This is a genomic window from Streptomyces sp. NPDC001787, from assembly GCF_040297465.1.
Lineage (GTDB): Bacteria > Actinomycetota > Actinomycetes > Streptomycetales > Streptomycetaceae > Streptomyces.
In genome coordinates this window covers 513,701-538,765 of the sequence record NZ_JBEOZE010000002.1, presented here as the reverse complement: position 1 = coordinate 538,765, position 25,065 = coordinate 513,701, and the positions used below count along the sequence as shown (strand labels likewise).

General features: G+C 71.0%; 17 protein-coding genes. 9 read left to right on the top strand and 8 right to left on the bottom strand.

What is annotated here, in order from left to right; genetic code table 11:
• Positions 1 to 9 precede the first annotated feature (9 nt).
• The 4 genes from ABT170_RS04935 to eccD all read right to left on the bottom strand — a co-directional run bounded on the left by ABT170_RS04935 (position 10) and on the right by eccD (position 5,816).
• Positions 10 to 1,389 (bottom strand): M16 family metallopeptidase, encoded by a 1,380-nt coding sequence (locus ABT170_RS04935; protein WP_266924475.1) that lies wholly within the window; start codon positions 1,387 to 1,389, stop codon positions 10 to 12.
• Positions 1,386 to 3,599 (bottom strand): polyribonucleotide nucleotidyltransferase, encoded by a 2,214-nt coding sequence (locus ABT170_RS04930; RefSeq protein ID WP_329945390.1) that lies wholly within the window; start codon positions 3,597 to 3,599, stop codon positions 1,386 to 1,388. The genes ABT170_RS04935 and ABT170_RS04930 overlap by 4 nt, the downstream gene beginning before the upstream one ends.
• A 270-nt stretch (positions 3,600 to 3,869) precedes the next feature.
• Positions 3,870 to 4,160: a 30S ribosomal protein S15 gene (rpsO, locus tag ABT170_RS04925; protein ID WP_014048684.1), complete on the bottom strand. Its 291-nt coding sequence runs from the start codon at positions 4,158 to 4,160 to the stop codon at positions 3,870 to 3,872.
• A gap of 177 nt (positions 4,161 to 4,337) precedes the next feature.
• A complete protein-coding gene (gene eccD / locus ABT170_RS04920; protein ID WP_329945376.1) occupies positions 4,338 to 5,816 on the bottom strand; it encodes a type VII secretion integral membrane protein EccD in 1,479 nt (492 codons plus the stop codon).
• 184 nt (positions 5,817 to 6,000) lie between these two features.
• Between eccD and eccCa the strand changes: the two genes are divergently transcribed.
• The 6 genes from eccCa to ABT170_RS04890 all read left to right on the top strand — a co-directional run bounded on the left by eccCa (position 6,001) and on the right by ABT170_RS04890 (position 15,145).
• Complete coding sequence (eccCa, locus tag ABT170_RS04915; RefSeq protein ID WP_351864078.1) at positions 6,001 to 9,960, top strand: type VII secretion protein EccCa; 3,960 nt, start codon at positions 6,001 to 6,003, stop codon at positions 9,958 to 9,960.
• Positions 9,961 to 10,204: 244 nt separating this feature from the next.
• Positions 10,205 to 10,657: a hypothetical protein gene (locus tag ABT170_RS04910; protein ID WP_351864075.1), complete on the top strand. Its 453-nt coding sequence runs from the start codon at positions 10,205 to 10,207 to the stop codon at positions 10,655 to 10,657.
• Positions 10,658 to 10,731: 74 nt separating this feature from the next.
• Positions 10,732 to 11,430: a hypothetical protein gene (locus tag ABT170_RS04905; protein WP_351864072.1), complete on the top strand. Its 699-nt coding sequence runs from the start codon at positions 10,732 to 10,734 to the stop codon at positions 11,428 to 11,430.
• 78 nt (positions 11,431 to 11,508) lie between these two features.
• On the top strand, positions 11,509 to 13,800 hold the full coding sequence (locus tag ABT170_RS04900; protein WP_329945372.1) for a hypothetical protein: 2,292 nt from the start codon (positions 11,509 to 11,511) through the stop codon (positions 13,798 to 13,800).
• Between the two features lie 3 nt (positions 13,801 to 13,803).
• Entirely contained in the window at positions 13,804 to 14,820 is a 1,017-nt protein-coding gene (locus ABT170_RS04895; RefSeq protein WP_351864069.1) for a hypothetical protein, read from the top strand.
• Between the two features lie 91 nt (positions 14,821 to 14,911).
• On the top strand, positions 14,912 to 15,145 hold the full coding sequence (locus tag ABT170_RS04890; protein ID WP_266802339.1) for a DUF397 domain-containing protein: 234 nt from the start codon (positions 14,912 to 14,914) through the stop codon (positions 15,143 to 15,145).
• A gap of 135 nt (positions 15,146 to 15,280) precedes the next feature.
• Here ABT170_RS04890 and ABT170_RS04885 read toward each other — a convergent pair whose 3' ends face one another.
• The 4 genes from ABT170_RS04885 to eccB all read right to left on the bottom strand — a co-directional run bounded on the left by ABT170_RS04885 (position 15,281) and on the right by eccB (position 19,093).
• Positions 15,281 to 15,586 (bottom strand): WXG100 family type VII secretion target, encoded by a 306-nt coding sequence (locus ABT170_RS04885; protein ID WP_266924458.1) that lies wholly within the window; start codon positions 15,584 to 15,586, stop codon positions 15,281 to 15,283.
• Between the two features lie 52 nt (positions 15,587 to 15,638).
• Complete coding sequence (locus tag ABT170_RS04880) at positions 15,639 to 15,989, bottom strand: WXG100 family type VII secretion target (RefSeq protein ID WP_073726642.1); 351 nt, start codon at positions 15,987 to 15,989, stop codon at positions 15,639 to 15,641.
• Positions 15,990 to 16,247: 258 nt separating this feature from the next.
• Complete coding sequence (gene mycP / locus ABT170_RS04875; RefSeq protein WP_329945370.1) at positions 16,248 to 17,477, bottom strand: type VII secretion-associated serine protease mycosin; 1,230 nt, start codon at positions 17,475 to 17,477, stop codon at positions 16,248 to 16,250.
• A 68-nt stretch (positions 17,478 to 17,545) separates the two neighbouring features.
• The gene (gene eccB, locus ABT170_RS04870; RefSeq protein WP_329945369.1) at positions 17,546 to 19,093 is read right to left on the bottom strand and encodes a type VII secretion protein EccB; all 1,548 of its coding nucleotides are present in this window, start codon (positions 19,091 to 19,093) and stop codon (positions 17,546 to 17,548) included.
• A 228-nt stretch (positions 19,094 to 19,321) separates the two neighbouring features.
• Between eccB and eccE the strand changes: the two genes are divergently transcribed.
• The 3 genes from eccE (at position 19,322) to ABT170_RS04855 (ending at position 24,955) form a co-directional block, all read left to right on the top strand.
• Positions 19,322 to 20,683 carry a type VII secretion protein EccE gene (gene eccE, locus ABT170_RS04865; protein WP_329945389.1) on the top strand — a complete coding sequence of 454 codons (1,362 nt, stop codon included), beginning with the start codon at positions 19,322 to 19,324 and terminating at the stop codon, positions 20,681 to 20,683.
• On the top strand, positions 20,683 to 21,405 hold the full coding sequence (locus ABT170_RS04860) for a hypothetical protein (RefSeq protein ID WP_329945368.1): 723 nt from the start codon (positions 20,683 to 20,685) through the stop codon (positions 21,403 to 21,405). The genes eccE and ABT170_RS04860 overlap by 1 nt, the downstream gene beginning before the upstream one ends.
• A gap of 511 nt (positions 21,406 to 21,916) precedes the next feature.
• A complete protein-coding gene (locus ABT170_RS04855; protein ID WP_351864063.1) occupies positions 21,917 to 24,955 on the top strand; it encodes an SCO5717 family growth-regulating ATPase in 3,039 nt (1,012 codons plus the stop codon).
• Positions 24,956 to 25,065 lie beyond the last annotated feature (110 nt).

Below are 25,065 nucleotides of genomic sequence, written 5' to 3'. Positions count from 1 at the left end.
CCTTCGGGGTTAGGAGACCGCTTGGTGGAGGCGGTCCGCCTGCTTGTCCTTGAGCGGGCCGATGACGGAGAGCGAGGGCCGGTGCCCCAGAAGGTCGCCCGCCACCGCGCGGACGTCGTCGGGGGTGACCGCCGCGATGCTCGCGAGCATGTCGTCGACCGACATCTGCTCGCCCCAGCACAGCTCGCTCTTGCCGATCCGGTTCATCAGCGCGCCGGTGTCCTCCAGGCCGAGGACGGTGGAGCCGGAGAGCTGCCCGATGGCGCGTGCGATCTCCTCGTCGCCGAGGCCGTCCGTCGCGACGCGGTCGAGTTCGTCCCGGCAGATCTTCAGCACATCGTGGACCTGGCCGGGCCGGCAGCCCGCGTACACACCGAAGAGCCCGCAGTCGGCGAAGCCCGAGGTGTAGGAGTACACGCTGTAGGCGAGGCCGCGCTTCTCCCGTACCTCCTGGAAGAGGCGGGAGCTCATGCCACCGCCGAGAGCGGTGTTGAGTACGCCGAGGGCCCAGCGGCGCTCGTCGGTGCGGGCGAGACCGGGCATGCCGAGGACCACGTGGGCCTGCTCGGTCTTGCGGTTCAGCACCTCCACGCGGCCGGCGGTGCGCAGTGTGCGGGAGCCCTCGCGCGGCGCCATCGGGACGGCGTCCGTGCGGGAGAGCGCGCCCGCGCGTTCGAAGGCCTTGCGTACCTGGCGGACGACCGTGGCGTGGTCGACGTTGCCGGCCGCGGCGACGACGAGGTGCGTGGGGTCGTAGTGCTTCTTGTAGAAGCGGTCGATCTGGCCGCGGTTGAGCGCGTTGATGGTGTCGACGGTGCCGAGGACCGGGCGCCCCAGGGGGGTGTCGCCGAGCATGGTGTGCGCGAACAGGTCGTGCACGCAGTCGCCCGGGTCGTCCTCCGTCATCGCGATCTCTTCGAGGATGACTCCGCGCTCGGCGTCGACGTCCTCGGGGGCGATCAGGGAGCCGGTCAGCATGTCGCAGACGACATCGATGGCCAGCGGCAGGTCGGTGTCCAGGACCCGCGCGTAGTAGCAGGTGTACTCCTTCGCCGTGAAGGCGTTCATCTCGCCGCCGACCGCGTCGAGCGCGGCGGAGATGTCGAGGGCGCTGCGCTTGGCGGTGCCCTTGAAGAGGAGGTGTTCGAGGTAGTGGGTCGCGCCGTTCAGGGTGGGGGTCTCGTCGCGTGATCCGACGTTGGCCCAGATCCCGAAGGTGGCGGAGCGTACGGAGGGCAGGGTCTCGGTGACGATGCGCAGGCCGCCGGGGAGGACGGTGCGGCGGACCGTGCCGATGCCGTTGGTGCCCTTGAGGAGCGTCTGGGTACGGGCGACGGCCCGCGCCTTGGGAGAGGTGCGGGCCGTCGTCACGGAACTACGGGACGTCACTTGGCGGCGTCGTCCTTCTCATCGGCCTCTTCGCCCTCGATCACGGGGATCAGGGAGAGCTTGCCGCGGGAGTCGATCTCGGCGATCTCGACCTGGACCTTGGCACCGACGCCGAGCACGTCCTCGACGTTCTCCACGCGCTTGCCACCGGCGAGCTTGCGGATCTGCGAGATGTGCAGCAGGCCGTCCTTGCCGGGCATCAGGGAGACGAACGCACCGAAGGTGGTGGTCTTGACGACCGTACCCAGGTAGCGCTCGCCGACCTCCGGCATGGTCGGGTTGGCGATCGCGTTGATCGTGGCGCGCGCGGCCTCGGCCTGCGAACCCTGCTGGGCACCGATGTAGATGGTGCCGTCGTCCTCGATCGTGATGTCGGCGCCGGTGTCCTCCTGGATCTGGTTGATCATCTTGCCCTTGGGGCCGATGACCTCACCGATCTTGTCCACCGGGATCTTGACGGTGATGATCCGCGGGGCGTTCGGGGACATCTCGTCCGGGACGTCGATGGCCTCGTTCATGACGTCCAGGATGTGCAGACGCGCGTCACGGGCCTGCTTCAGCGCGGCGGCCAGGACCGAGGCGGGGATGCCGTCGAGCTTGGTGTCGAGCTGGAGCGCGGTCACGAACTGCTTCGTACCGGCGACCTTGAAGTCCATGTCGCCGAAGGCGTCCTCCGCACCGAGGATGTCGGTGAGGGCGACGTAGTGGGTCTTGCCGTCGATCTCCTGCGAGATCAGGCCCATGGCGATACCGGCGACGGCGGCCTTGAGCGGCACACCGGCGTTCAGCAGGGACATGGTGGAGGCGCAGACCGAGCCCATGGACGTCGAGCCGTTGGAGCCCAGCGCCTCGGAGACCTGGCGGATCGCGTAGGGGAACTCCTCGCGCGAGGGCAGGACCGGGACGATCGCGCGCTCGGCGAGGGCGCCGTGGCCGATCTCGCGGCGCTTGGGCGAGCCCACGCGGCCGGTCTCACCGACGGAGTACGGCGGGAAGTTGTAGTTGTGCATGTAGCGCTTGCGGGTCACCGGGGAAAGGGTGTCCAGCTGCTGCTCCATCCGGAGCATGTTGAGGGTGGTGACGCCCAGGATCTGGGTCTCGCCACGCTCGAACAGCGCCGAGCCGTGCACGCGCGGGATGGCCTCGACCTCGGCGGCGAGCGTACGGATGTCCGTGACGCCGCGGCCGTCGATGCGGACCTTGTCCTTGATGACGCGCTCGCGGACCAGCTTCTTGGTCAGCGAGCGGTACGCGGCGGAGATCTCCTTCTCGCGGCCCTCGAAGGCCGGGAGCAGCTTCTCGGCGGCGATCTCCTTGACGCGGTCCAGCTCGGCCTCGCGGTCCTGCTTGCCGGCGATGGTGAGCGCCTGGGTCAGCTCGGAGGTGACGGCGTCGGAGAGCGCCTCGAAGACGTCGTCCTGGTAGTCCAGGAAGACCGGGAACTCGCCGACCGGCTTGGCGGCCTTGGAGGCCAGGTCGGACTGGGCCTTGCAGAGCGCCTTGATGAAGGGCTTCGCGGCGTCCAGACCCGCGGCGACGATCTCCTCGGTGGGAGCCTCGGCGCCGTCCTTGACGAGCTGGATGGTCTTCTCGGTGGCCTCGGCCTCGACCATCATGATCGCGACGTCGCCGTCCTCCAGGACGCGACCGGCGACGACCATGTCGAAGACGGCGTCCTCAAGCTCGGTGTGCGTCGGGAACGCGACCCACTGGCCCTTGATCAGGGCCACACGGGTGGCGCCGATCGGGCCGGAGAAGGGCAGACCGGCCAGGATGGTGGAGCAGGAGGCGGCGTTGATCGCGACCACGTCGTACAGGTGGTCGGGGTTGAGCGCCATGATCGTCTCGACGATCTGGATCTCGTTGCGCAGGCCCTTCGTGAAGGAGGGGCGCAGCGGGCGGTCGATCAGGCGGCAGGTGAGGATCGCGTCCTCGGAGGGCCGGCCCTCGCGGCGGAAGAAGGAGCCGGGGATCTTGCCGGCCGCGTACTGCCGCTCCTCGACGTCCACCGTGAGGGGGAAGAAGTCGAGGTTGTCCTTGGGCCGCTTGGAGGCGGTGGTGGCCGACAGCACCATGGTGTCGTCGTCCAGGTACGCGACGGCGGAGCCGGCGGCCTGCTTGGCCAGGCGGCCCGTCTCGAAGCGGATGGTGCGGGTGCCGAAGGTTCCGTTGTCGATAACGGCTTCGGCGTAGTGGGTCTCGTTCTCCACTAGTGATATCTCCATACTCGTCGTCTTCGTCCTCCTGCCCGTGTGGCGGAGGACGGTACGGAGAAGCGCACCGTGGGTGCGGGCCGGTCTTCGATCGAAGCTCCCGGGCGTTGTCCCGGGGGCCACTACCGAGGACCGGCGGCGGCGTCGATGCGCCTCTCCATCGTTCTGGTGTATTGCGCCCAGGTTACTGAGCTTGACACCGGTCCTGCACATACGGCAAAGGGAGCGGCCCCCTAGAACCGGGAACCGCTCCCTTCCACAGCGTCCTTACTTGGCGCCGCCGGCCGCACCGCGGCGGATGCCGAGGCGGTCGACGAGCGCACGGAAGCGCTGGATGTCCTTCTTGGCGAGGTACTGCAGGAGGCGGCGACGCTGGCCGACCAGGATCAGCAGACCACGACGGGAGTGGTGGTCGTGCTTGTGCGTCTTGAGGTGCTCCGTCAGGTCCGAGATCCGGCGGGAGAGCATGGCGACCTGAACCTCGGGGGAACCGGTGTCACCCTCCTTCTGGGCGAACTCGGCCATGATCTGCTTCTTCGTAGCGGCGTCGAGCGGCACGCGTACTCCTCTTGATGTTCGATGCGCCCACGAGTGCCCCTGGTCTTGATCGCAGGGGTGCTTCCGTGACTCGGAGGCGAAGGTCCGATGAGCGCAGTCCTCAGGCTGACCCGAGGGCGCGTACACAAACGGCCACCAGTCAGAGTACCAGCCCGTTCGGAGCACCCCGGCCGGGCCTCAGCTGGTGAGGGCCCTGGCCTTGGCGAAGATGTCGAGGACGGCCAGGCAGAGCGGGACCAGGGAGAGCAGCAGGGTGCTCTCCGCGAGGTCGAGGAGGCGGCCCCAGAAGGGTGAGAGCCCCTTGCGCGGTATGACCAGGCCGATCGCGGTGAACAGCGCGGCGCCCGCGGCGACGGCCGCGGAGAGCCAGATCGTACGGATGTCGAGGGAGCCGCGGTCGCCGTAGCGGACCAGGTCGTACAGCAGGTCGGTGGGCGGGTTCAGGGAGAGGCCGAGCACGAGCAGGGCGATGGCGCCGACGCCGGCCACCAGGACGCAGGCGACCTGTGAGGTGTAGCGGAAGAGACGGGCGCGCAGCAGCATCGCGAGGCCGGCGGCGAGCGCGAGGATCTGGCCCCAGATGTTGTCCGAGAAGCCGAGGACGGCGGCGGACCCGACGGCCACGGCGGCACAGCCGCCGACCAGGCCGAGGAGCATCTCGTGGCCGCGGCGGGCCTGGGCGGCGATGCGCTCGGCGTCGACGGGCTCCGGGTCGGCGCCGGGGCCGTTCGGGTCGGCGAAGTCGTCGTCGTAACCGCCGGGGGCGGCGCGCGGGGAGGCGTAGCCGATGGGCAGCCGGGCGAAGCGCGCGGAGAGGCCGGGGAGGAACGCCACGAGGCCGAGGGCGACCGGGGCGCAGACGGCCGCGGTCTGGGTGGCCGACGCCTCCGTCAGTATCGCGACGAAGGTGGCCAGCGTGCCGACGGTGGCCAGGAAGGTGGCCGCGACGAACGGCGCGTCACCGCTGGGGGTGAGGGCGACCAGGGCGACGGAGGCGACCAGGACGGCGACGCAGCCGAGGAGGAACTGCAGGCGTCCCGGTCCCTGGCCGGCGTCCGGGCCGATGATGCCGGAGCCCGCGATGAGGACGAGCGGGAGTGCGCCGAGGCCGAGGGCCACGGCCGTGGCACGGTCCGCGTACACCCGGGCGCGCACTCCGGCGAAGGCGGTCAGCAGCAGTCCGGCGGAGCCCGCGATGATGCCGGGCAGGCTGTGCATGTCGTGCCGGACCGGGTCGGCGAACCAGAGCACGAAGCCCATGAGGACGAGCAGGAGGACTCCGCCGACCAGGCCCGCGCCGCGCAGCAGTTCGTCGCTCCACAGATGGCGGTCGCGGGTGACGGCCGAGGCGACGGCGTCCGAGACGTCGTCGAACACGGCGGGCGGCAGCGACTGCGCGAACGGGCGCAGGCTGAGGAGTTCGCCGTCGAGCACCTGCTGGGCGGCGAGGGTGCGGGCGCCGTCCAGGACGGTTCCGTCGCGGCGTACGAGGTGGTAGCCGGTGGGCGCTCCGGCCGCCTGGGTCTGGCCCGTGAGACGCAGGATCTCCGGGTAGACGTCGGCGACGGCGATGTCCTCCGGCAGGGCGACGTCTATGCGGCTGTCGGGCGCCACGACAGTGACGCGGCAGAAACCCGTCGCTGCGGTCGTACTCACGTGTCTGGTCCCCCTGATTCGCGGTTGCGCACAGTGCGCGCGCCACCCTACCGGGAGGTGGGCGGGTGATCTGCAAGTAGGATCGCCGTCGCGCGGAGGGAAGTCCGCGCACACGCAGCCACGGGGGCGTCGGTGCGGACCAGACCGGCCTTCCGCCCGTCCGTATTGAGGGATTGATGTTCCGGTGAGCCAGATCGTCGTGAAACGACCTCCGCGGTCTCTGCCGCCGGAAGTACCCGCGGAAGAATTGACGTTGGAGGCTCCTCCCGAACTGCCGCGCGGGCAGCAGGAGGGCATGCTGATGCAGATCCTGCCGGTGCTCGGCATGGGTTCGTCGGTGGTCTTCTTCTTCTCGCCCCAGGCCCCTCCGTTCATGCGGATCATGGGTGTCCTGATGCTCGTCTCGACCGTCGGAATGGTGGTCGCCCAGCTTGTCCGGTATCGCCGCGGTACGCAGGGGCAAATGGCAGATGTCCGGCGGGACTACCTCAAATACCTGGCACAGACACGGCGGACGGTGCGCAGGACGGCGCGTTCCCAGCGCGATGTGCAGCTGTACCTGCACCCCGCGCCGGAGCAGTTGTGGTCGGTGGTCGCCGAGGGCAGCCGGGTCTGGGAACGGCGGGTCGGGGACAAGGACTTCGGGCAGATCAGGGTCGGGCTCGGGGCGCAGCAGCTGTCGACGCCGCTGATCGCTCCGGACACCGCGCCGGTGGATGAGCTGGAGCCGATGTGCGCCGGCGCGATGCAGCAGTTCCTGGCGGTGCACGGGTCGTTGGACGGGCTGCCGATGGCGGTCTCGATGCGGGCCTTCTACCACGTGACGGTCTCCGGGCAGCCGGAGGCGGCGCAGTCGACGGCGCGCTCGCTGGTGGCGCAGCTGGTGACGCTGCACTCCCCGGAGGATCTGATGGTCGCCGTGGTGGCGGCGCCGGGCGCGGTGCGGCGCTGGGACTGGACGAAGTGGCTGCCGCACACGCAGGTTCCCGGTCAGGTCGACGGGGCGGGTACGAAGCGGCTGTTCGGGGATGATCTGGGCGAGCTGGAGCAGTTGCTGGCGAGCCGTCTCGACGGGCGGCCGCGGTTCGGCCGGGAGAGCCAGCCGGTGCTGGACCAGCCGCATGTCGTGGTGGTCCTGGACGGCGGGATGGTGCCGCCCGACTCGCTGTTCGCGGCGGCCGAGGGCCTGCAGGGCGTGACGATCGTCGAGGTGATCTCCGGCGAGCTGGACGAGCAGCGCGGTGGCCTGTCGGTGGTGGTACGGCCGGGGCTGCTGCGGCTGGAGTCGGGTGCGGGGCTCGCGTACGAGGGCGTGCCGGACGGGATGTCGCTGCCGGCCTCCGAGGCGCTGGCCAGGCAGCTGGCCCCGCTCCGGATGGGCGGGGGCGACGACGACGAACCGCTGCTGGCCAACCTGGACTTCACGGATCTGCTGAATCTGGGGGACGCGGGCTCGGTCGACGTGGCGCGCACCTGGCGGCCTCGTTCGGTCTCGGAGCGGCTGCGGGTGCCGATCGGTATCGGCGAGGACGGCCAGCCGGTGATGCTGGACCTGAAGGAGGCCGCGCAGGAGGGCATGGGGCCGCACGGGCTGTGTGTCGGCGCGACGGGTTCCGGCAAGTCGGAGCTGCTGCGCACCCTGGTGCTCGGGCTCGCGGTCACGCACTCCTCGGAGACCCTGAACTTCGTCCTCGCGGACTTCAAGGGCGGTGCGACGTTCGCGGGGATGTCGCAGATGCCGCACGTGGCGGCGGTCATCACGAACCTGGCGGACGACCTGACGCTGGTGGACCGCATGGGCGATGCCATCCGCGGTGAGCTCCAGCGGCGTCAGGAGCTGCTGCGGTCGGCCGGCAACTACGCCAACATCCACGACTACGAGAAGGCGCGGGCCGCGGGCGCCGCGCTGGAGCCGCTGGCCTCGCTGGTCCTGGTGATCGACGAGTTCTCCGAACTCCTCACCGCCAAGCCCGACTTCATCGACATGTTCATCCAGATCGGCCGTATCGGCCGTTCGCTGGGCGTGCATCTGCTGCTGGCCTCGCAGCGTCTGGAGGAGGGCAAGCTGCGCGGTCTGGACACCTATCTCTCCTACCGCATCGGTCTGCGGACCTTCTCGGCGGCGGAGTCGCGTACGGCGCTGGGTGTGCCGGACGCCTATCACCTGCCGTCGGTGCCCGGTTCCGGTTATCTCAAGTTCGGTACGGACGAGATGACCCGGTTCAAGGCGGCGTACGTGTCGGGGACGTACCGTACGGGCGGCCCCGATCTGTCGGTGGGGCAGCTGCCGATCGACCGGCGGCCCGCGGTGTTCACCGCCGCTCCGGTGCCGGTGGTGTACGCGGCCCCGGATCCGGCGCAGTTGGCGGCGACGCGGTCGACGGCGGAGGACGACGCGCTGGCCGACACCGTGCTCGATGTGATCGTGCGGCGCCTGGAGGGTCAGGGGGTTCCGGCCCACCAGGTGTGGCTGCCGCCGCTGGACCGGGCGCCGACGCTGGACCAGTTGCTGCCGGGGCTGGCGCCGACGTCGGACCGCGGGTTCTCCTCGACCGAGTACACGCGTCCGGGCGGGCTGATCGTGCCGCTCGGTCTGATCGACAAGCCGTTCGAGCAGCGGCGTGAGGTGCTGTACCGGGACTTCTCCGGTGCGGCCGGTCACATGATGGTGGTCGGTGGTCCGCAGTCCGGGAAGTCGACCATGATGCGGGCGCTGGTCTCGTCGTTCGCGCTCACCCACACCCCGCACGAGGTGCAGTTCTACGGTCTCGACTTCGGTGGTGGCGGGCTCGTCTCGCTGGCGGAGCTTCCGCATGTCGGCGGGATGGCCTCCCGGCTGGACCCGGAGCGGGTACGCCGTACGGTCGCCGAGGTGGCCGGGGTCCTCAACCGGCGCGAGGAGTTCTTCCGGGCCCACTCCATCGACTCGATCGCCACCTACCGGCGCAAGCGCGCCCGGGGCGAGCTGCCCGGCGAGCCCTGGGGCGATGTGTTCCTGGTGATCGACGGCTGGGGCGGTTTCCGGGCCGAGTACGAGCTGCTGGAGCAGACCGTCACGGACATCGCCTCGCGCGGTCTCGGGTACGGCATCCATGTCGTCATCACGGCGGCCCGCTACATGGAGGTGCGGGCGGCGCTGAAGGACCAGATCCTCGGCCGGCTCGAACTGCGCCTCGGTGACGTGATGGACTCCGAGTTCGACCGCAAGGTCGCCTCCAATGTGCCCGCGGGGGTGCCCGGCCGTGGTCAGGTCCCGGAGAAGCTGCACTTCATGGGCGCTCTGCCGCGTATCGACTCGGTCAGCAGCGCCGCGGATCTCTCCGACGGCACGGCCGCGTTCGTCAGCACGGTGAAGGCGAACTGGGCGGGGCCCGCGGCTCCCTCGGTGCGGCTGCTGCCGCGCAAGCTGCCCGCGGACCAGCTGCCCAAGGGGTTCGAGTTCCCGGAGCGGGGCATCGCCATCGGGATCGACGAGACGGCGCTGGAGCCAGTGTTCGTGAACTTCGAGACGGACCCGTTCTTCCTGATCTTCGGCGAGAGCGAGTCCGGCAAGACCAATCTGCTGCGGCTGATCGCCAAGCAGATCGCGGAGCGGTACTCCCCCGACGAGGCGAAGCTCGTCGTCGGCGACTACCGGCGGGCTCTGCTGGGCGCGCTGCCGGAGTCGCATCTGCTGGAGTACGCGCCGATGGCCAGCTCCATGCAGATGCACATGGAGGCGCTGTCCGGGGTGTTCGCGCGGCGCCAGCCGCCGACGGACGTCACCCCGCAGCAGCTGCGCGACCGCAGCTGGTGGAGCGGGCCGCAGATCTTCATCATCGTGGACGACTACGACCTGGTGGCGACGAACGCGGGCAACCCGCTGGGTCCGCTCGCGGAGTATCTGCCGTTCGCCCGGGACACCGGGGTGCGGTTCATCATCGCCCGCAACTCGGCGGGCGCGTCGAGGTCGATGTACGAGTCGTTCATGCAGCGGATCAAGGAACTGGGCGCGCAGGGCGTGGTGCTGGCCGGTGATCCGGGCGAGGGCGAGCTGATCGGTTCGGTGCGCGGCCACGCGATGCCGCCGGGGCGCGGGTACTTCGCGTCGCGCAGGCGCGGTACGCCGCTGGTGCAGATCGGGCGGCTGCCGGAGCAGCACTGAGGCTGTCGCCGGCGCTACGACCGGGGCCCCCGCGCGGTGTGCGCGGGGCCCCGGCGCGTTCCCGGGAGGGGTGGGTCCGGGGCGCGCCGCGGGCCGTGGTGGGTCCGCCCGGCGGGGGCCGGGGACGCAGGCCGGGGCCCGGACCGAAACCGGTAGCGACCATGTATTAGCGTCGAGTGGTGATCCATCGGTGCGCCCGGGTAGGGGCGGCACCGTCCACAGGCATGCGATACGGGGGAATCTCATGGGATTCGACGACGAATGGGCCACGCTGCGCGCGGAGGCCACGCAGCGGCAGAGCACGGACATGCGGCTCAACAGCACCGACGACGGCCCGCTGCCCGGCCTCGGCGGACAGGTCCTGGCCTCGACGCCCGCGGAGAAGGCCGCCGCGGCGAACACCATTGAGAACGAGCTGGAGGACAGTACCAACAAGTCCACCAACCTGGCGGACGAGGCCTCGTCGGCCGCCGCCAAGGAGTTCACCGACTGGGCCACCGGTCCGGCGATCACCAAGCTGGGCGAGACCTGGGACAAGCAGGTGAAGACCCTGATGGGCCGGCTGAGCTCGGAGAAGAACGGCCTGCGCGGGGCCGCCAACGGCTTCGCCCGCAACGACCTGGACATCAACTCCCAGTTCTCGCCGCTGCTCAAGCCGCAGTACGGTCCGTGGGCGTCCGGCCTCGGCGGGGTGTAGGGCGGGACCAGATCATGATCCGGAACAAACCGTTGCCCCTCCCCCGTACGCGCAGGACGAAAGGCCCCGGCCCCATGGAACGCACACGACTCCGGAGCGGCGGCGCCGTGGCCGTACTGCTCGCGACAGCACTGCTGACCGGTTGCGGGCAGGACGGCGGCGACGGTGCCTCCGGCGCTTCCGACGCGGGGGCGGGGAAGGCATCCGGTCCCGTGAGCGTCTCCGCGCTGCGGGCGGCCGCGGACAAGGTCGGGCCGGACGGAGCGGACAGCTGCCCGCTCCCGTACGACATCGCCCGCGCGGCGAGGGCGGCGGGGCTGTCCGGGCAGACGGGTGCCGGGGCCGCTCCGGGCGACGACGCGGACGAGCCCGCCGTCACGGCCGAGAACGGGCGCGACGCGCAGGGGCCGGGCGGATTCGCCGCCAACCCCGGGGCCCTGGTCAGCTGTCTGTTCCACATCGGCGCGGGCACCGTGGAAGTCCACACGATCGCCACGGAGTCCGCGTCAGCCGAGAACCTGCTGGCACCGGTGATCATGTCCGCCGGCGGCTTCTCGACCGAGGAGCTGACCGCGTATCTGCGGCGGACGGCGGCGGGTGCGCCCGGTGAGGCGGTGGCCTCCGGGAACGGCGACTGCGTCACCGTGCGGGTGAAGCCCTCGGACGACGGCGACGCCTCGCTGGTGGTGACCGCGGGCGAGGACGGGAGCGCCGGGCCCGGTGGCGGGAAGCTCACCGGCCTCGCGCTGGCGCTGCACGCGCAGCTCGTCTGAGGTTTCCGGCCGCCACGCACGGGACCGGGCCGCGCCGCCCGGTCCGCTTCGACTGAACACAGCATCACGGGGAGAAACATGCTCACCTACAGCGAGGTCATGACGACCGACCTGGGCAAGCTGACCACGGCCGCGGACAAGTGGGACGACGCGGCAGCGGAGATCAAGAAGGTCGAGAACCGCTACAAGGACAGCGTCCAGTGCATCACGCTCGGCCAGTCCTGGTCCGGGCTGAGCGCGAACACCGCCCAGATGAACTTCGCCGCCACCCGCTACGAGTACGCCGCCGCGCAGACCCAGGCCAAGGCCATAGCCTCGCTGCTGCGCGACGCGCACAACGACTTCGTACGCCTGAAGAAGAACCTGGAGAACCAGTGCGCCGCGGCGGTCAAGGCGGGCATGAAGATCTCCGAGGGCGGCGTGGTCACCTACGACTACTCCAAGCTCACGGAGGCCGAACGCGCGGCCACCCGGCACGACCCGGACTACGCGGAGAGCATCCGCAAGTCCGTGGCGTCCTGGACCAAGGCGGTCGACGACTGCGTCAAGGCGGTGGACGACGCGGACCAGGGCGTGAAGATCGCGCTGGAGGCCGTCACCAAGGACGGGTACGGGGACAAGAACGACAACACGCTGGGCACCGGCTTCAACGCGCACGCGCAGGGCGACGTGGAGAAGTACGAGGCGGAGAACACCAAGGACATCGCCACCCGCATCAACAACGGCGACAAGGTCTCCGCGGCCGACATGGCGGAGTTCCAGCGCTCGGTGCGGGACAACTCGCACGACAAGGCCTTCTCCCAGACGCTCCTCAACGGGCTGGGCCCCGACGGGCTGATCAAGGTCAACAACAAGCTCAACGACCGTGCCTACGACTCGGACAAGAAGAACAAGGACCAGTACCTGGAGATCCAGAAGGGTCTGGCCAACTCCGCCGCCACCGCCACCCAGGTGCCGGGCAGCGTCAAGGACGCGCCGCCCGGATCGGAGGCGTTCAAGAAGTGGAAGGCGTCCGACGAGGGCAGGTTCTACCGGGAGTGGACGGACAGACTCGACAGCTCCGGCACCAAGAACTTCGGCTCGAACACCCAGCCGCTGTACGGCTACCAGTCGTTCGTCAGCATGATGCAGCACGCGGACACGAAGTTCGACGATCAGTTCCTGTACGAGCTGGGCGATGACCTCATAGCCGCCGAGAAGAAGCAGGACGGCATCTTCACGCTGTGGGGCGGCGGTCACAAGGGCATCGAGAGCGACCCGATCGACGGCCTTCTCGGTGTCATGAGCAAGAACCCGGACGCGGCCACCGCCTTCTTCGACTCCACGGGCAATGGCGCGGACGGCGACAAGGTACCCAACAACCACCTGAAGTACCTCCTCGGCGACGGGGACGACGCCCGCGACTGGCCGAGGAACACGATCACCGGCTACGGCGTCACGACCTTCGACGACCCGACCTCCAAGATCGGCCTCGGTCTCGCCCTGGAGGCGGCGACCACGGGCCGCGAACCCAACGCCGGGGGCGCCGCGTTCGGCCACCACTCCGAGGCCCAGGCCCGGGTCATGCAGGAGACCATCAGCGTCCTGGACCAGGATTCCAAGGGCGACACGATCCCGCAGAACCTGAAGGTGCCCCTCGGCCGTGCCCTGTCGGACTACACCGCCGACACCCACGCCATCCTCAGCGGTACCGCCCCGGGCAGCCCCACCGGTCTCGACGAGATCAGCGGGCGCGGCGACGAGTCCGGGATCACCAACTCCAAGCACAGCCTTCTGCGTGTGATGCGCGGTGTCTCGGACGCGTCGTACGGGCAGACGGCCGATGGCGAGCCCGTACTCGTCTACGACCTGCTGTACGAGAACGAGAAGCGGTACGCGGCCGAGTACCTCCTCACCGCGAAGGACGCTCCGCCGGAGCAGGTGGGCAATGTCGTCGGCGACTGGGACAACAAGGCCCGCCATGTCGGCGAGGTGTACGGAGCGATGAACGCCATCGGCTCCGACATGACCCTGGACGACCGCGACACCAAGATCGGGAACCTCAACGACGAGATGCGGTACACGTACCACGGCGTCGGCGGCCTCTTCACACAGATCCCGGTCGTGGGCGACCCGATCCAGCGCATGGTCGACGCGGCCACCTACGAGTACTCGAAGGACGTCGCCGCCGAGGCGGAGGACGCGGCCCGCGCCAAGGAGAGCACCAACACCTCGGCGGGGATCGCGGGCACGAACAAGCTCCTCGACGCGTGGGGGAACGAGCGGGGTGTCGCCGGCTCGGAGGCGCACGACCACGCCAAGGGCGAAGCCAAACAGAGTTACATCACGGGGCGCGAGGACGCGTACTCGGCGCTGCGCACGAGGAAGTAGGACATGACGCAAGGCAAGGGCAACCGGGCACCCCGGTGGAAGTGGATCGCTCCGGTACTGGCGCTCGGTGTCGTACTCGCGGGCGCCCATGTGTGGTGGAACACCGATCTCCTCGCCGGGGACGAGGTGTGCGGGGGCCTCGTGTCCACCGCGCGGGCCGGCTCCGTCCTGTCCGGGGGCGGCCGTATCTCCGACGGGGACGGCCTGGATGTCCGGGCGGGCGACGACCTGGAGTTCTCCTGCACCGTCGAGGCCTCGTCGTTCCTGCCCGGTGCCGGTGAGGGGCACCTGAGGATCTCGGGAACCCATGAGCGGGGTGACTTCGCGTTCACCGACGGCCGCTGGCCCAGTCCCGCCACGGTGTCCTTCTTCTCCGGACCGGCGACCGGCGGGGTGGGCAGGGACCATGGCTGGGTGCTCCTGCCGGAGGGCTGCGCGAAGACGGCCCCGGCCATCATCGAGGGGTACGCCCCCGAGGGCTCCGACCCCACGGCACTGGCCGCGCTCCTGACCGACGTGGCGAACAGGGCGGCGGAACGCGCGGGGTGCGCGCCGGACCGTCCGCTCACCCTGTCCGGCGGTCTCCCGGCCGTACCGGCCGGCCAGAAGGTCCCGGACGGCGCGGTGTGCGGCATCAAGGGCCTGACCTTCCCCGGCCCGGCCGCGGGAAGGCCGGCGGCACGCCAGACGGTCCAGGGGCGGACCGGTCCCACCTGGGCCTGCGAGGTGAGCGGACACGCCACCTTCTCCGTGACCCAGGAGCCGCGCGTCCTGGAGGCGATCGCCTCCTCCCCCGGCTTCGGGGAACAGCCGCCGCTCGCGGGCCTGCGTGTCTCGGGCTTCGACCAACGGCACGTGGTGGCCGACTGCTCGGGCACACCGACGTACTTCTCGATGGAAATCGGCTCCACCTATCAGTCCGCCCTCCAATCCCCCGGCACCCCCTCGGCCAAGGCCGTCTTCGCCGACTTCGTCACCGCCGCCGGCAAGAACTACGGCTGCTCCACCACGGCCTCGTGAACCGGGGGCGATCCCGCCCCGGCGTCGATGTCCGGAGATAGCCTGGACAGGGCGAGGAACACGTTCCGCCGCACGAGAGGAAAGGCAACTGATGGGCACGCAAGCGGAGAAGGACGAGCTGTACGCACTCGACATCTCGGGGGTGGAGTGGCTCAGTGCCCCCGGGACGGAGCAGGCGGAGGAGCGTGTGGAGATCGCGCATCTGCCGGGCGGGGCCGTGGCGATGCGGTCCTCGCTGGATCCGGAGACCGTGCTGCGGTACACGGAGGCCGAGTGGACCGCGTTCGTGCTGGGCGCCCGTGACGGTGAGTTCGACCTGAAGTAGGGCTGGTCGGCCGGGCCGGGAGCCGGGCATGCGAGAGGGGCACGCTCCGGTGGGAGCGTGCCCCTCTCGTGTGCGTGGGCGCCCGTGCGCCGAGGCGGTCGCGCCGCGACCGGCGTACGGGCCGATACGCGTGGGTCAGAACGCCTCGGTGAAGTAGCGCGAGGCCTTGACGTCGGTGGAGCGGTAGCTGTCCTTGCCGGACTCGATGATCTTCGCCACCTGGTCCAGCCGCTTCTGCATGTGGTCGGCCCGGCCCTTGTACTTGCCCTGAAGCGTGACGTACTCGCCGTGGGCGTCACCGTCCCAGGTGTCGGTGACGACCTTGAGCGCGGCGTCCATCTCTTCGAGGTCCTTGATGATGTTGCGCGACACCACACGGATGCGGTTCGCCATCTCCTGGACGCTCTCGTACCTGACCTTGGTGTTCGGGTCCCCAGCCATCAGTCTTCTCCTCTGTGCTCAGCGTGTGCGGTAAAGGGGTGCGGCGGGTGGCTCAGACGCCGTTCAGGCCGGACGTGTTGGAGGACGACGCCGACTCCTTCACCGCGTTGAAGGCCGCGCGGACCTCGTCGTCGTTGGCGTTGCTGAGGTTCTTCGTCTGGCCCACGGCGTTGAGCAGCACCTGGAGCAGGCGCCGGATCTCGTCGTGGTCCTCGTTGATCGTGACCTGCGCAGTCGTGAATCCCGAGGCACCGACACCCGTCCAGCCCGCGCTGACCGTCGCGAGGATGTCGGCGAGCTCACGGGCCTGCTTGGACACCGCGTCGGCCGTGTCGACGATCTTGTTCTTCGCCTGGATGATCGGATCGTCGGCGAGTCCGAAACCAGCGGCGGGGTTGGTCATCCGGAGGTCCTATCTCTCAGTTCCCGAGCCTGCCCGCGGGCCGCGGCCAGGCTTCCTCTTGCCCCCGTGTGCTCCGGATAAGGAGTGGGGTACATGCAAGGCCCAAGAAGTGCGTGGCGGTGTTCCCACGCCCTGGAATCGGACTCGACCACTTCTCGTTCCCCCGTCACACACGTGAAGTCTGCTACCACCCTAGTCACTTCGTCATCTCTCCCCAACTGCGGTTTATAGGAGAGATCCACGTCACCGCCGGCGCCCTCAGCGCAAACCGCGTCGTCGCCGGACATCACGGACGACGGTCGCCGTACCGGCCACGACGGAGACCAGCACCGCCGCCAGGGCCAGTGCGTAGGTGGCGTATCGCTCGCCGCGCTCCTGCGAGGTCTCCGACATGGCCAGGTGCGCCGGCTCCGGAGCGGGCGGCCTGGGCGGTGCCGGGTCCGGGCGGGCCGCGTCCAGCGGGATGTCGTCCTTGTCCCCGGCGAGGGCCCTCACCGGGTCGACGACGCCCCAGCCGACGTACGCGTCGTGGCCGGTGACCGACCGCTCGGCGGTCTGCTCGATCCGGGCGGTGATCTGGGCCGGTGTCCACTTGGGGTACTTGGCGACGAGGAGGGCGGCGACCCCGGCCACGTACGGCGCGGAGAAGCTGGTGCCGTTGTCGGTGCACTGGCCGAAGCCCGGCACGGTGGAGACGATGTCGACGCCCGGCGCGGCGACGCCGACGAACTCACCGGCCTGCGAGAAGGCGGCGCGTTCGTTGTTGCGGTCGGAGGAGGCGACGGCGAGCACCCCGGGGAAGGCGGCCGGGTAGGTGTTCTTCAGCTTGCCGTCCATGCCGTCGTTGCCCGCCGAGGCGACGACGACGACTCCCTGGCCGATCGCCTTGGCCACGGCCCGGCCGAGCGCGGAGTCGGGGGTCAGCGGTTTGGTGGTGTCCTGGGAGATGTTGATGACATCGGCCTTCTTGACGAGCGCGTGCTCGATCGCGGTGGCCATCGTGGTGTCCTTGCCGCTGTTCTTCTCGTCGTTCTGGCGGATCGGGATGATGGTGGCCTCGGGGGCCAGGCCGACGAACCCGGTGCCCTTCGCGGGCCGCGCGGCGATGATGCCGGCGACCTTGGTGCCGTGGCCGACCTCGTCGGTGGTGCCGTCCGCCTTGCCGCCCTTGAGCAGATTGCGCCCGGCGGCGGTGTCAACGGCCGTCTTGAGCTGCGGGTTGGCGTTGTCCACGCCGGTGTCGATGACCGCGACACGGACACCTCTGCCCTTGGTGTCCTGCCACAGTTCGTCGAGCATGACCCGCTGGAGCGGCCACGGCCTGCCCTCGAACTGCTTCTTCATCGGGAAGGTGCATTCACCGCTGCCGTCTATCCCGAGGCCGCCCGGACCTGCGGAGTCCTGGGCGGCGTACGCGGCCTGGGGCGCCGCCAGTACGGCCAGCGCGGCGGTTGCCGCCGTGAGCAGCACGGTCTTCCGGTACAACATCTGTTCCTCTCCCCCGAGTCCCGCGGTCCACCGTCCCGCGGCGGCCGCGGGGCTGTCGTACGGGTGGCTCACGAGCCCTGGGGCTGCCGGGCGCTGTTGGTGTCGAGCCGGGGGCCCTTGGACAGGAAGTCCGACCACTCGATCGGTACGAGCGAGGGCGTGACCTTCTCGTAGCCGAGCCGGATCTGGGCCTGACTGGCCTCGGGGCGGCCGTCCTGGGTCTGCTGGCCGCCGGTGCCGATGTCGGAACGCTCCGCGTCGCTGTCGCCGTTGGCCTGGACCGCGTAGCGCAGTCCGGTGTCGGTGACCAGGAAGAGCGAGCCGTCGGGGCGGGTCTGCTTGCCCTGGATCTGGGTGTAGAGGAGGCCGCTGCCGGGGGTGACGTAGGTGCTGGTGCCACCGGCGTTGATCGCGGCCGGGTAGGCGGTGCCCGCCCAGGTGCTCAGCGTCGTACGGCCCCGGTCGTCGACCTTGCGCAGCACGCTGCAGATCGTGTCCCGGCTGCCTTCGCCGCCCGCGGAGTTGACCTGCTGGGCCCTGTGGGCCGGCCAGCGCGGGGCCTGGCCCGCGAAGGGCCGGGGGTCCGGGACGAAGTCCTGGAGGTCCGCGGCACGGGCCTCGCTGGCCAGGTTCAGGGGCGCGGTCTGCGGGGAGTTGATCAGCAGCCAGGCGGTGAACTCGGAGATGGGCTGGACCTTGCCGTCGAGGACCACGTAGTGCGCGGTGCCTTCGCCCGTACGGGTCTTGAGGACCATGCCCACCTTGTTCTCCTCGGCGGAGAGCTGGCCCTCGATGTGCGCGGGGGCGCCGATGGTGCCGGGGATCTGCGGGAAGACGATGGGGCTGCCCTCGTGCAGGGTGGCCAGCCAGTCGTCGGTGACGGCCTGCGGCTGCCTGCTCCCGACGAGGGCGTTGGTCAGGTGTCCGTTGTCCGTGGCCACCTCGTTGACGCGGTACTTCGTGCCGCCGGCGTCGACGAGATAGCGCGTCCCGTCCTGGCCCTGGACGTACAGCACCTGTCCGCCGCCGAGCTTCTCCTTCTTGCCCTCGGTGAGCTTGTTGTCGCGCTCGGCGAAGACGAAGGCCGCCTTCTGCACGGTGTTGCCCTTGCCGCCGGGCTGTTCGCAGACCGCCCACCGCTTGGCCTTGCCCGCGTCCGTCGCCTCGGGCAGCCGGTCGGGGGCGTACGGGATGCCGAGGATCGGACCGCGCGGGGGCTTGCCGGCGTCCAGGATGTTGTCGGCGACCTGGATGACGGCGAACTGCTGCGGGGTCAGCAGCAGCCGGGCCGAGGCGAGGTTCAGCACGGGGTGGAGCAGGTTCTTCCTGTCCTTGCCCTTACCCGTGGAGAGCACCACGTAGCGGGTGGTGGACTTCTTGCCGACGATCACCTTGGTGCCCGGCTTGTCCCAGTCCTTGGGCGCGGTGGGCTTGAACATGCCCCAGGCCCCGAACCCCGCCAGGATCAGCGCACCGACGATCAGGCTCGGTACGACCGCCCGCAACGGGCGCGGGGCGCCCTCCTCGGTACCCGTGGGCGAGGGTTGGAGGAATGCCGCGACCGTGCGCTTCTTCGCAAAGGTGTACGCGTTGAGCTCATCCCGCCGTGATGCCATGAGTCTGTCTGTCTCCCGTGTCTCCCCGCGCGGCTCCAGGGGCGGACACACCCCTGCCCCCGTGCCGGACCCCCGATGCCGGACCCTGGTGCCGGACCGGCCCCCTACTATGCCTGCTGAAGGCGAGTGCCCGTGGGGCGGGTAGGGTGATCCAGCCTCCAAAGCCCCCGGCGGGGCAGGGGCGATCGGGTTGAGTTGGGGCCTTACGAACGGGGGAATGCCGGAATGATGGCTTCCGCGACGCGGACACGTCCGGCCGGGAACAGGGGGCCCTCCGGGGCTCCGGGGGCAGGGGAACCACCCGCCTCTCGCAGGGGTTCGCGCTCCTCGTCCCGAAGGCCCTCCGGTGACCCCGCGGGGACCGGCGGACCGGCCGCACCACGACTGAACGGACGTGCCGGACACTTCGGTTCGTTCCGATTGCAACAGTTCGTACTGATCGAAATCGCCGCCGCGCTGCTGCTCGCCGCCTGGGTGGTGGAGCCGCTGCTGCTCGCCCCGGCCGGGGTGTTCGCGGCGCTGCTGGTGGTGCTCGCCGTGGTCCGCAGACACCGCCGCTCGCTGCCCGAGTGGCTGGGTACGGTCCTCGCGCTGCGGGCCCGCACCCGCCGGGCCGCCGCGCAGGTGCTGCCCCCGGACACCGAGCCGGGTCTCGCGCCCGCCGTCGAGTGCGACCCGGCGCTGCGCACGTACTCCTTCAGCGACCGCGACCGGCGGCCGGTGGGCATGATCGGTGACGGTACGTTCGTCACGGCCCTGGTCCAGGTCGAGTCGGACGCCACGGCGCTGCGGCCCGACCGTTCGGCACGGCCGCTTCCCCTGACCCTCGTACGGGATGTGCTGGAGGTCGACGGCATCCGGCTGGAGTCCGCGCAGATCGTCCAGCACACCCAGCCGGCCCCCGCGCCCCATCTGCCGCAGCAGTCGGTCGCGGCGCGCAACTACGCGCCGTTGCAGGCCCAGACGGGTTCGCCGGCGCTCCGGATCACCTGGATCGCGCTCAAGCTGGACCCGGAGCTCTGCCCGGAGGCGGTGCAGGCGCGCGGCGGCGGGATCACCGGCGCGCAGAAGTGCGTGGTGCGGGCCGCCGACCAGCTGGCCAGCCGGCTGACCGGGGCCGGGTTCCGCGCGACGGTGCTCACCGAGCAGGAACTGACCTCCGCCATCGCGACCTCGGCGTGCGTCAGTCCGCTGGCGATGGCCCAGGCCAGCCGGGCGGAGACACCCGGCAGGCGCACCGAGGAGACCTCGCGCACCTGGCGCTGCGACGACCGGCGCCACACCACGTACTGGGTGGGCCGATGGCCCCAGCTCGGCGGCGGCGGTGCCTCGATGCCTCAGCTGGTGGCGCTGCTCACCTCGATCCCGGCGCTGGCCACCACCTTCAGCCTGACGCTGGGACACGGGGACCGCTCGGGGGTGTCGGTCACCGGGCATGTCCGGATCACCGGCCGCAGTGATGACGAACTCCTCGCCGCCCGGCATGAGTTGGAGCGCACCGCACGCGGTGTGAAGACGGCGCTCGTTCGACTGGACCGTGAACAGCTGCCCGGCGTGCTGGCCACCCTGCCGCTCGGAGGTACCCGCTGATGTCCACCTCTACCGGCAACCGGCCCCGGCTGGGTTTCGGGCTCATCGGTCCGCGCCGCGGCCGGCACGCCGTCTCCTTCGACGAACTGGCCGCGCTCGGCCTGCCGGTCGGTGACGACGGCACGGTGATCGGGGTCGACGCCGAGGGGCGCCCGGCGGTCCTGGGCATCAACCGGCCCACACCGTACGAGGTCACGCTGATCGGCGGTCTGTGGACGGCGCAGGTGCTGGCGCTGCGTGCCGCCGCGACGGGTGCCCGGATCGCGGTGGAGACCGGACGGGCCCAGGCCTGGACCGGGCTCGCCCAGGCGGCGGGCGGGGGGCAGCCCTGTGTCTCGCTGCACGATGTGGGCCGGGTGCCGCCGCAGGGCGCGTCGGCCGGATCGCCGGTCGTCGTGGTGCGCGACTGCGGGATGCGGCCTCCGCGCGGCCGGGTGGTGTCGGGGCCCTGGCAGTCCGTCGTGACGCTGCTTCCCTATCTCAGCCCGGTGGCACCGCGGTTGATGGAGAAGTCCGCGCTCGTCGGCATCCAGCGGGTCTCCCCGGACGAGGCGGCGCAGATCGGCCGGATCATGAATCTGCCGGCCGCCGAGGCACAGGCGCTGTCCACGCTGGCCGACGGTGTGACGCTGTGGTGCACGGACCGGGACCGGCAGTTCGTGATGACGCAGGCGACCGACGCCGAGACCGGACTGCTGGGCAGCGCCCGCCGGATGGACTGACCCGCACGTCGGTACATCGGTCCGCGCGGGCAGCGTACGTCGGCCGAAGTCGCCGAACGGGCAGGGGCGGGACCCCCGTCGGCCCGCCCGGGGTGCGTACGTCGGCCCGCCCGGGGTGCGTACGTCGGCCCGTGCGGGAGTCCGTGTTCCTGCCGCGTCGGACGGTACGCCGGGCGCGCGGGATCCGCCGGGTCGGCCCGCGCGGGGTTCCATATGTCGGCCCGCGCGCTCGACTTGCGCGCAACGTTCCGCATTCGTACCGCTTTCGGTTCGCTCCCCGTGTCGCTTCCCGTTCACCTGGGGGCAGCGCGTGGCGTACGGGACAGACCTCGCCTTGCCGTACGGCCTGCCGTAGAGCGCCCGATGGCGATTAGGGTGGGTGCGGGCGCGGCAGCAGAACCTGCGGACAGGCATGGCGCGTCCCAGGGGGAGAGCCGGGCGGATCGGACGCCGGGAACCGACACCCCCACCCCCCACGGCACAAGGGTGCTCGACCACACCAGGAGGCAAAGTGAACGGCGATCGGGACGAGATCCGCGGGGGATGGAACACGCCCGTCGACGAGTCGTCCGACGCGGATCCCGCCGAGATGACGGGTGAGTTCACCATCGACTACACCCCGCCCGCCTGGTACACGCAGAACGCCGCGGGGGATTCCTCGGGCGGGGCGGGGTCCCATCTGGCACCGCCTCCGCCGCCCAACGGGGCGCCGGTCTCCGTGCCGGGACCGCCCGCCGCGGGCGGCTTCGACCCCAACTGGGCACCCGCGCCGCCCGCTCCGGCGGAGCCGTCGCTGCCGGGCGTGCCCGCTTCGGCGCCACCGGCTTCGATGCCGCCCGCCTCCCTGCCGTCGCCCGAGGCCGGTTCGCCTTCGGCGCCCGCACCCGTGTCCCCGCCCGCGCCGGCTCCCTCCGAGGGAGCCGAGGACGGCGCAGCCGACCCGTTCGGCGGCGGCGACCTGGAGAGCGGCGCGACGATGCGTTTCTCCCCGGCCGCGCTGAAGCGGGAGATCGCGGAGCGCGAGGCGGCGGCCACCGCGGCCCCTGACGGCACCGCGGCTCCCGATGCCACCGGTGCGCGGCCGGACGCAGACGCGCCGGAGAACGGGACGCAGGGGACGACGGACACCGCCGGAACCGGTGCGCCGAGCGCCGCCGGAACCGAGGGGGACGCATCCGAGTCCCGTACGGATGCCGCCACGGCTCCGGAACCGGACTCCGCCCCCGCCGTCGCCGACGCGGTGCCCGGGGATCCCCGGAGCGCCGGGGGCGCGGACGGATCGGCGAACGCCGGGAGCACCGAGGGAGCGGCGGGCGATGCCTCCGCCGCGACGGATCCGGCGGCGCCCGCCGACGAGCCCCCGCACGCCGTCACGGACGCGGTGCCCCAGGACGCGCCGCAGGCGGCCGCCGCTCCGGCGCCGTGGGCGCCCGCGCTGCCCGCCCAGGCCGCCCTGCCCCCGCTGCCGCCCGCCTTCCAGCCCGCCGCACCGCAGCCCACCGCGCCGCAGTCCGCGTCGCAGTGGCCCGCCCCGGTGCCCGCGAACGAGGCGCCCGGCGGATACGGATTCCCGCAGGCGTCCCAGGCACCGCAGCCGTACCCGGCACCGCAGTCACACCAGGCACCGCAGCCGTACCAAGCGCCGCAGTCGCAGCCGTACCAGGCGCCGCAAGCGCCTCAGCCGTACCAGGCACCGGGCCAGCAGCCCCCGCAGCAGCAGTTCCCGGGGCAGAGCGCGCCTCTGCCGCCGCAGGCCCCGCAGGCCCCGCAGGCCGCCAGCGGGTACGGATTCCCCCAGCAGCCCCAGCCCCCGCAGCAGCAGGGCGGTTACGGGTTCCCCCAGGCGGCCCAGGCACCTCAGCCGCCCCGGACACCCCAGCCCGGGTTCCCCGGACAAGGAGCACCGCTCCCCGCGCAGCAGCCGGCCCCGGGCACGCCTCACCTGCCCGCGCCCATCGCCCCGGCCGCCCCGCAGCCGCCGGAGCCGTATCAGCCCCAGCCGCACCTCCCGGCCCAGCAGCAGGCACCGCAGCAGGCGCCTCAGCAGCCCCAGCACCCGGACCCGCAGGCTCCGCCCGTCGACCCGCGTACCGGCAACGCCTGGCCCACCCCGGTCACCCATGACCAGCGCGAGCGCTCCGTGCCGGGCGCGCCGCTCGGCTACACGGCCGCCGTCGAGCTCTCCTCCGACCGGCTGGTCCGGGGCAAGCAGAAGGCCAAGAGCAGCCGCAACCCGTCGGGGGTGTCGCGCTTCAAGCTCGGCGGCAAGAAGGAGGAGATCGAGCGCCTGCGCAAGCTGGAGCTGATCCGCACTCCGGTCCTCTCCTGCTACCGGATCGCCGTCATCAGCCTCAAGGGCGGTGTCGGAAAGACCACCACGACGACCGCGCTCGGCTCGACGCTGGCCACGGAGCGGCAGGACAAGATCCTCGCCATCGACGCCAACCCGGACGCCGGTACGCTCGGCCGCCGGGTGCGCCGCGAGACCGGGGCGACCATCCGCGACCTGGTCCAGGCGATCCCGTACCTCAACTCGTACATGGACATCCGCCGGTTCACCTCGCAGGCGCCCTCCGGTCTGGAGATCATCGCCAACGATGTGGACCCGGCGGTCTCCACGACGTTCAACGACGAGGACTACCGGCGGGCGATCGAGGTGCTCGGCAAGCAGTACCCGATCATCCTCACCGACTCGGGCACGGGTCTGCTCTACTCCGCGATGCGGGGCGTGCTCGACCTCGCCGACCAGCTGATCATCATCTCGACGCCTTCCGTCGACGGCGCGTCCAGCGCGTCGACCACGCTGGACTGGCTGTCCGCGCACGGGTACGCGGATCTGGTGCAGCGATCCATCACGGTCATCTCCGGGGTCCGCGAGACCGGCAAGATGATCAAGGTGGACGACATCGTGCAGCACTTCGAGACGCGCTGCCGGGGTGTCGTCGTCGTACCGTTCGACGAGCACCTGTCCGCGGGCGCCGAGGTCGACCTGGACATGATGCGGCCGAAGACCCGCGAGGCGTACTTCCATCTCTCCGCGATGGTCGCCGAGGACTTCGCGCGCGCCCAGCAGCAGCAGGGGCTGTGGACGTCGGACGGCTCCATGCCGCCGCAGTTCGCCCCGCCGATGCCCGGACACCAGCAGCCCGGACAGCCGATGCCGGGATACCAGCAGCCCGGACAGCCCATGCCGGGTCAGCCGATGCCGGGTCAGCCCATGCCGGGTCAGCCCATGCCCGGACAGCCGCAGCCGTACCCCCAACAGCCCTATGGCGGCCAGCCGCCGTACGGGGGAGCTCAGCCGGCCCAGCAGCAGCCCCCGCAGCAGCCGTATCCCGGCCCGCCGGCCCCCGGCGCCCAGCAGGGCGGCTGGCAGCAGAACGGCTGGCAGCAGCAGTCGCCGCCCCCGCGGCCCCCGTCGGAGGCGAGCCCGGGGCTCCCGCTCCCGGAGGCGGGAGCGCCGGGCGGACAGGGCGAACTGGAGGGTCCCGTACCGCCCGCGGGCTGGCAGCAGACCCCTCCGCAGCCACCGCCCGCGCCTCAGCAGTAGGGCAATAGAGGTCTAAACCAATGAGGGCCCGCACCGTCTCCACGGTGCGGGCCCTTTGCGTATTTTCGCAGCCCACACGCGGTTTGACGGACCGTTGACGCGGCTCGGCC